The sequence below is a fragment of the Bacillus sp. JJ675 genome (assembly GCF_036963165.1).
GTDB lineage: Bacteria > Bacillota > Bacilli > Bacillales > Bacillaceae > Bacillus > Bacillus glycinifermentans.
In genome coordinates this window covers 191,747-198,272 of the sequence record NZ_JBALMR010000018.1, presented here as the reverse complement: position 1 = coordinate 198,272, position 6,526 = coordinate 191,747, and the positions used below count along the sequence as shown (strand labels likewise).

10 protein-coding genes and 1 other annotated feature are annotated in these 6,526 nt (G+C 47.8%); of the genes, 8 read left to right on the top strand and 2 right to left on the bottom strand.

Features of this window, described 5'->3' with window-relative positions; genetic code table 11:
- Both V7126_RS05185 and V7126_RS05180 read left to right on the top strand, forming a co-directional pair.
- On the top strand, positions 1 to 522 hold a 522-nt coding region (locus V7126_RS05185), incomplete at its 5' end, for an ATP-binding protein (protein WP_335497038.1).
- Positions 507 to 1,229: a LytR/AlgR family response regulator transcription factor gene (locus V7126_RS05180; RefSeq protein WP_046132156.1), complete on the top strand. Its 723-nt coding sequence runs from the start codon at positions 507 to 509 to the stop codon at positions 1,227 to 1,229. The genes V7126_RS05185 and V7126_RS05180, both read left to right, overlap by 16 nt.
- An 8-nt stretch (positions 1,230 to 1,237) precedes the next feature.
- Here the strand turns inward: V7126_RS05180 and V7126_RS05175 are convergent, their stop codons facing one another.
- The gene (locus V7126_RS05175) at positions 1,238 to 2,797 is read right to left on the bottom strand and encodes an alkaline phosphatase D family protein (protein WP_175076785.1); all 1,560 of its coding nucleotides are present in this window, start codon (positions 2,795 to 2,797) and stop codon (positions 1,238 to 1,240) included.
- A 243-nt stretch (positions 2,798 to 3,040) separates the two neighbouring features.
- On the opposite strand from V7126_RS05175, the gene lrgA reads away from it, so the two are divergent.
- From lrgA to V7126_RS05145, 6 genes are all read left to right on the top strand, one after another.
- Complete coding sequence (gene lrgA / locus V7126_RS05170) at positions 3,041 to 3,460, top strand: antiholin-like murein hydrolase modulator LrgA (protein ID WP_175076820.1); 420 nt, start codon at positions 3,041 to 3,043, stop codon at positions 3,458 to 3,460.
- A gap of 15 nt (positions 3,461 to 3,475) precedes the next feature.
- Positions 3,476 to 4,159 carry an antiholin-like protein LrgB gene (gene lrgB, locus V7126_RS05165; RefSeq protein WP_048353891.1) on the top strand — a complete coding sequence of 228 codons (684 nt, stop codon included), beginning with the start codon at positions 3,476 to 3,478 and terminating at the stop codon, positions 4,157 to 4,159.
- Between the two features lie 136 nt (positions 4,160 to 4,295).
- Positions 4,296 to 4,428: a sequence feature (ribosomal protein L20 leader region), on the top strand.
- A gap of 68 nt (positions 4,429 to 4,496) precedes the next feature.
- The gene (infC, locus tag V7126_RS05160) at positions 4,497 to 5,015 is read left to right on the top strand and encodes a translation initiation factor IF-3 (RefSeq protein ID WP_087962510.1); all 519 of its coding nucleotides are present in this window, start codon (positions 4,497 to 4,499) and stop codon (positions 5,013 to 5,015) included.
- Positions 5,016 to 5,032: 17 nt separating this feature from the next.
- Complete coding sequence (gene rpmI / locus V7126_RS05155) at positions 5,033 to 5,233, top strand: 50S ribosomal protein L35 (RefSeq protein ID WP_003152493.1); 201 nt, start codon at positions 5,033 to 5,035, stop codon at positions 5,231 to 5,233.
- A 32-nt stretch (positions 5,234 to 5,265) separates the two neighbouring features.
- Positions 5,266 to 5,625, top strand: coding sequence for a 50S ribosomal protein L20 (gene rplT / locus V7126_RS05150; RefSeq protein ID WP_006637946.1), 360 nt, complete (start codon positions 5,266 to 5,268; stop codon positions 5,623 to 5,625).
- A gap of 58 nt (positions 5,626 to 5,683) precedes the next feature.
- Positions 5,684 to 5,947, top strand: coding sequence for a DUF1294 domain-containing protein (locus V7126_RS05145; RefSeq protein WP_046132159.1), 264 nt, complete (start codon positions 5,684 to 5,686; stop codon positions 5,945 to 5,947).
- Positions 5,948 to 5,963: 16 nt separating this feature from the next.
- Here V7126_RS05145 and V7126_RS05140 read toward each other — a convergent pair whose 3' ends face one another.
- Positions 5,964 to 6,365, bottom strand: a complete 402-nt coding sequence (locus V7126_RS05140; RefSeq protein WP_175076784.1) for a sigma-w pathway protein ysdB — start codon at positions 6,363 to 6,365, stop codon at positions 5,964 to 5,966.
- Between the last annotated feature and the right edge of the window lie 161 nt (positions 6,366 to 6,526).

Genomic DNA, 6,526 nt, shown 5'->3' with positions numbered 1-6,526 from the left:
GTCTATTTCCGCTCAAACCTGCAGGGGGCGAGGCAGCTATTGATTCCGCTCTCAAAAGAGCTGAACCATCTTGAAGCATATTTATCCTTGGAGCAGGCGCGTTTTCCGGGAAAATATACAATCGATTTTCACATTGAGGACGGGCTTGAACATATGGAAATACCGCCATTTATTTTGCAGATGCTTGTGGAAAACGCGCTGCGCCACGCTTTTCCGAAAAAACAGAAGACGTGCAGGGTGACCGTTTGCGTCCGTTCGGAGCAAGGCGGCGTCCTCATGAAGGTGTCAGACAATGGCAGGGGAATCGAGCCCGGGATGATGGAGCAATTGGGAAAAACGCCGTCGTCTTCAAAGGAAGGAAACGGGACGGCGCTTTACAATCTGAACCAGCGGCTGACGGGCCTGTTCGGACAGCAGGCCGCTTTAAAACTGTCCAGTGAACGCGATAAAGGAACTGAAGTGTCTTTCAAAATTCCTTTTAAATCGCAAAGGGAGGATGAAGATCGATGCTTAAGGTATTAATCGTTGACGATGAAATGTTTGCCCGCGACGAATTGAGATATTTGCTGGAGCGGACGAAAGAAGTGGGTACGATAGACGAAGCTGAACATATCGAAGAAGCATTTGACAAAATGGCGGACCAAAAGCCGGATATTCTTTTTTTAGACATCGATTTGTCAGGGGAAAACGGATTCGACATCGCCAAGCGCCTGAAAAAAATGTCGGCGCCGCCGGCTGTCGTGTTTGCCACGGCATATGACGAATATGCGCTGAAAGCATTTGAAGTCGATGCGATCGACTATTTGACAAAGCCCTTTGATGAAGAGCGCATCAGACAAACGATCAAAAAATACAGACGAATGCACCCGGAAAACAACGAGGAAAAGCCGCCGTCCGGCCATCAAAGGCTTGCTCTCAACGTTGACGAGTCGATCGTGATCCTCGACGCTGCTGAAATCGTCTATGCCGGATTGAAAGACGGCCGGGTCATCGTCAAAACCTTTGATACGTCGTATGCAGTCCACGATACGCTGGTCGTGCTTGAGCAAAAGCTTCCGCAATCTTTGTTTATCAGGGTTCACAGAAGCTTTTTGGCCAACATGGGCCATATGAAAGAGGTAAAGCCTTGGTTCAACTCGACGTATAATCTGCTGATGAAAGACGGCTCAACGATTCCTGTCAGCCGTACATATGCAAAAGAACTGAAAAAACTGCTTCATTTGATGTGAAGCAGTTTTTAATGAATCCTTTGCAGTCCCGGACGGCCAGCTTCAATGACAAAGCCCGCATATGTCGAGACAGGAGCTCCCGGGCGGGTAATGTAAGGAAGAACCTGAAAGTCGGCTTTGAGCTGTTTGGGAGTCATCGTACAGCGGACGTAGCCGCGCTGTGCATTGTACAGCTTGACATGGGGATTTCCCAGCCAGATCGGTGCCAGCGAATCGGTTTCTGACCCATCGCCGTCTGAGGAGATGGATGTGGTAATCAGCTCTGTGCCGATCGTTTTTGACTGAGGATCATTGAAATCTGCTTTCAGATCCGCAGCGGCGTGTCGATGGATGTCCCCCGTCAGAACGACGGGATTTTGGATGCCGCATGTTTGATATGCGGAGAAAAGCCTGTCGCGCGTAGCGGGATAGCCGTCCCACTGATCGACGCTGTACGCCGTTCCCGGTCCGGTGTCGCGGTCGATTTGCGCCAAAACGACCTGCTGCGTGAGCATATTCCAAATTGCATTCGACCTGCTCAGCCCGCGGAACAGCCACTGCTCCTGGGCTTTTCCGAGTATGGACCGGGACGGATCGAGCCGTTCCCGCTCGTTTGCCGGATATTTGCTGCGGTACTGCCGGGTGTCAAGGACGTTGAATTCAGCCAGGTTTCCATAGCGGAAACGCCGGTACATGAGCATATCCGGCCCCTTTGGAATCGAGGCGCTTCTGACCGGAATGTTTTCATAAAAAGCTTGATAGGCGGCTGCGCGCTGCTTGAGAAACTCTTCGACAGAAGGGTTATATTGCGAATACACGCCGGCATAATTGTTTTCCACTTCATGGTCATCCATGGTCACGATCCAAGGCGCTAATGCGTGGATCGCCTGGAGGTCAGGATCGGTCTTGAAAAGGGAGTACCGCAGACGATATTGGCTGAGGGTGACAGTCTTTGCATTGTGCACATCGGACAGCTTGACATCCCGGTAAAGATTGTTTTCATTAATGGGATATTCGTAAATATAGTCGCCAAGGAAAAACACGACGTCGGGATGGTCCGCGGCCATGTGGCGATAAGCGGTGAAATAGCCGTGGTACCAGGCCTGGCACGATGCAAGGGAAAATGACATCCCGGCAAGATCGGCATACGGAGGAGGCGCGGTTTTCGTGCGGCCGACCCGGCTGATCTCATCACCCGCTTTGAATCTGTACCAATAATATCTTGCCGGCTTCAGTCCGTTCACTTCGACATGGACCGAGTGGGCAAGCTCCGGGAGGGCTGATGCCGTTCCGCGCCTGACGATTTTGCGAAAATGCTCATCTTCGGCGATCTCCCACCTGACCGGCACACTCCTGTCCGGCATTCCGCCCAAACCGTCTTCAGCAAGCGGGTCCGGTGCAAGTCTCGTCCATAATACAAATCCGTCCGGGAGCGGTTCGCCCGAGGCCACTCCCAGCTTAAACGGGTCGTCCGTAAACACCGGTGATTCTGCGGCGAGGGAATCGTCTTCAGGTTCCAATCCCCGGTTGATCAAGGATGCAAGTTCTAAGCGCCGTCCGGGCATGCCGGTCTGTTTTCCGGTATGCATATTTTTCTTTAGGCCCCCTTTCTTTTTTCACGTTACTAACTATACGATGGATGCTTGCCAATTAGCACAAATTGGAATGGATATATTGTGAAAATCGGCAAGCGCCCATACCGGGGAAGATCTGTATTTCACCGCCCGATTTCTGCAACTGATCTTCGATATCCGGCGAGTTTTAATGAAAGCGCTTTTTCTCCGGGCTTTGTTTTATATAATGATGCCAACAAAGCCAAAGAGGTGATCGACATGAGTGCGAAAAAGGTATACGGCTTTTTAACACAGGCATGTATTTTCGCTGTCATTATGCTTGTTTCAAACGGAATCGCCGGTTTGCTGCCCATTCCGATTCCGGCATCAGTCATTGGGCTGGTTCTTTTATTCACGCTGTTATGCATGAAGGTAGTCAAGCTTGAGCAGGTCGAATCGCTCGGCGCGGCATTAACCTCTCTCATCGGATTTTTATTCGTTCCTTCGGGGATTTCCGTCATGAATTCGCTCGGTGTCATGGAAAAATACGGATTGTTGATCGTGTTCGTTATTCTTCTGGCTACCGTCATTTTGCTTGGCGCAACCGGACTGTTTTCTCAGATAATTCTGTCCGCCGGCGGCAAAAAGCGGGAAGCCGGGACGCTTGAAACAGAAACAGCCAAAAAAACAGCTTCTTAAAGGGGGTTTTCAGGTATGTCACCGTATTTCGGCATCGTCGTATCGCTTGCCGCTTTCGGGATCGGCACTTATCTTTTTAAAAAAACAAACGGATTTTTCTTGTTTACGCCTTTGTTCGTCGCCATGGTGCTCGGCATCGCATTCCTTAAAATCGGTGGTTTTTCGTATGAGGATTACAAAAGCGGGGGAGATATCATTAAGTTCTTTTTAGAGCCCGCAACGATCGCGTTTGCGATTCCTTTATACAAGCAGGCGGCTACATTGAAGAAGTATTGGTGGCAGATTCTCTCGGCCATCGTTGCCGGCTCCGTCTGTTCGGTCGCCGTCGTTTATCTCATTGCAAAAGGAATCCACCTTGACGACGCCGTCATGAAGAGCATGCTGCCGCAGGCTGCCACAACGGCGATCGCTCTGCCGTTATCAAAAGGCATCGGCGGCATCACGGACATTACGGCATTTGCGGTTATTTTTAACGCTGTCATCGTCTATGCGCTTGGGGCGCTCTTCTTAAAACTCTTTCGCGTAAAGAATCCGATCGCAAAAGGCTTGGCGCTTGGTACGTCAGGACATGCCCTCGGCGTGGCTGTCGGGATCGAAATGGGGGAAGTCGAAGCCGCCATGGCAAGCATTGCAGTCGTTGTCGTCGGCGTTGTGACCGTGTTCGTCATTCCGGTGTTCATTCAGATCGTCGGCGGATAAGAGGCTCGAAAAAAGAAAAATAAAATCAGCGTTGCGATTTTAAATACGACCTGTTATAATAACGAATGTTGCAATAAATTTTATATCTTGACTTGAAAGATTTATTTATGTAAGATGGATAATGAATTGAATATATATCAACAAGCAGAAGCACCCGCTTCTCACCTGATTGACACATTCTTGTAGTTGGCAGGTTAAACGTACATTCTTATTTTTTCATGCAGATGTTCGCAGTGTGGGTGTTTTTATGCCCGCACTTTTTGTTTGCCTGTGAAAATGCAATGAAGCGGTCAAAATGAGTTGTGAAATCAATTCAAAGATTCTATGGAGGTGGCTCATTATTAGCAAAGATCAATTGGTTAATGAGGGTATCCGTGCGCGTGAGGTTCGTTTGATCGGACAAAATGGCGACCAGCTTGGGATCAAATCCCGCCAGGAAGCACTTGAAATTGCCGGTCGCGCCAATCTTGACCTTGTGTTAGTTGCAGCAAATGCAAAACCGCCTGTCTGCCGGATTATGGACTACGGAAAGTACAGATTCGAGCAGCAGAAAAAGGAAAAAGAAGCACGCAAAAATCAAAAAATCATTAACTTAAAAGAAGTGCGGCTGAGCCCTGGTATTGAAGAGCACGACTTTAATACAAAGCTTCGCAACGCCATCAAGTTTCTGCAAAAAGGGGACAAAGTGAAAGCATCCATCCGCTTTAAAGGCCGCGCGATCACGCATAAAGAAATCGGACAGCGCGTGCTTGACCGTTTTTCGGAAGCATGCGCGGAAGTTGCGACCGTTGAAACGAAGCCGAAAATGGACGGCCGCAGCATGTTCCTGGTGCTTGCACCTAAAAATGAAAAGTAATTAAGGAGGAAACATCCATGCCAAAAATGAAAACTCACCGCGGATCTGCGAAACGTTTTAAAAAGACAGGTTCCGGGAAACTGAAACGTTCTCATGCATATACAAGCCACTTGTTCGCAAATAAATCTCAAAAACAAAAACGCAAGCTTCGCAAAGGCGCGATCGTCAGCGCAGGCGATTTCAAACGCATCAAGCAGCAGCTTGCTAACATTAAGTAATTCGGAAAAGGGATAATTAGGAGGGAAATCTAATGCCAAGAGTAAAAGGCGGAACTGTTACACGCAAACGTCGTAAAAAGGTTCTTAAATTAGCAAAAGGTTATTTTGGTTCAAAACATACATTATATAAAGTAGCTAACCAGCAAGTGATGAAATCCGGAAACTACGCTTTCCGTGACCGTCGTCAGAAAAAACGCGACTTCCGCAAACTGTGGATCACTCGTATCAATGCCGCAGCTCGTATGAACGGCCTTTCTTACAGCCGTTTAATGCACGGTCTGAAACTTTCCGGCATCGAAGTAAACCGCAAAATGCTTGCCGATCTTGCTGTAAACGATCTTTCTGCATTCAATCAGCTTGCTGACGCTGCTAAAGCTCAATTAAACAAATAATGAAAAGGGCCGCGTTTAAGCGGCCCTTTTCATTTAAGGGCAAGGGGAGAAACACCGAATGCATCTGATGCTGATATTCTTTATGATCATTAACGGATACGGCTTTTTCATGATGAGAGCAGACAAACGAAGAGCCGTCCAACACAAATGGAGGGTGCCTGAACGCCGCATCTGGCTTACTGCGGCTGCATTCGGTTCCGCGGGTGTCTGGCTCGGCATGATCCTTTTCAGACATAAAACGAAGCACTTGTCCTTTCGGCTCGGAATCCCCTTCCTCTTCGTGATTCAAGCCGCATTGGCGGGCTTTTATTTCATGAACTGAAAAAGCAGAAGAGGCGCTAATGCTCTTCTGCTTTTTTATGTTTCCATTTTTTAATCGATGAATCCCAATCGATTTTGCAATCGGGGTAGCGGGTTTTGATTTTGTTTTCCAATTCGCTGAAATCCTCATTTGTGAAAGTCCTGAGCTTTTCTTCTGAAGCATCCATCCACACGAAGATCGTATGGATAAACAGAGGGTGGTCTTTGGAAGGAATGTGTTTTTCCCCTTCGAACAGTACGCCTTTGAACGTTAGCTTGAAATTTTTGCGCGTGTTTTTTTGTTCGTCCAAAAAATAAAAACCTTTTTTTGCCTGCGCCGATTTCAGTCTGCGTTTCGGATCACCGAAAAACTGAACAACTTTGAATACGACATAGAGCAACAGCGCAAGCAAAACGATTCTCAGAATGATAACAGCCATTTTTAAATGAACCTCCCGTAAAAGAAATTCAGGTATATCTGAATATATACGAACGGCACAGCGGAAGGTTTCATTTTTTTATCCAAAAAAGCGGCTTGATCGTATTGAATAGGATTGTTTTTGTATAATAGTAATTGAGGGTTAATTAAAGGAGGCTGTAA

Excerpts from the sequence above, each read along its gene's own strand:
- V7126_RS05180 (WP_046132156.1), top strand. The coding sequence starts at position 507 with ATGCTTAAGGTATTAATCGTTGACGATGAAATGTTTGCCCGCGACGAA.
- V7126_RS05175 (WP_175076785.1), bottom strand. The coding sequence starts at position 2,797 with ATGCATACCGGAAAACAGACCGGCATGCCCGGACGGCGCTTAGAACTT.
- lrgA (WP_175076820.1), top strand. The coding sequence starts at position 3,041 with ATGAGTGCGAAAAAGGTATACGGCTTTTTAACACAGGCATGTATTTTC.
- lrgB (WP_048353891.1), top strand. The coding sequence starts at position 3,476 with ATGTCACCGTATTTCGGCATCGTCGTATCGCTTGCCGCTTTCGGGATC.
- rpmI (WP_003152493.1), top strand. The coding sequence starts at position 5,033 with ATGCCAAAAATGAAAACTCACCGCGGATCTGCGAAACGTTTTAAAAAG.
- rplT (WP_006637946.1), top strand. The coding sequence starts at position 5,266 with ATGCCAAGAGTAAAAGGCGGAACTGTTACACGCAAACGTCGTAAAAAG.
- V7126_RS05145 (WP_046132159.1), top strand. The coding sequence starts at position 5,684 with ATGCATCTGATGCTGATATTCTTTATGATCATTAACGGATACGGCTTT.
- V7126_RS05140 (WP_175076784.1), bottom strand. The coding sequence starts at position 6,365 with ATGGCTGTTATCATTCTGAGAATCGTTTTGCTTGCGCTGTTGCTCTAT.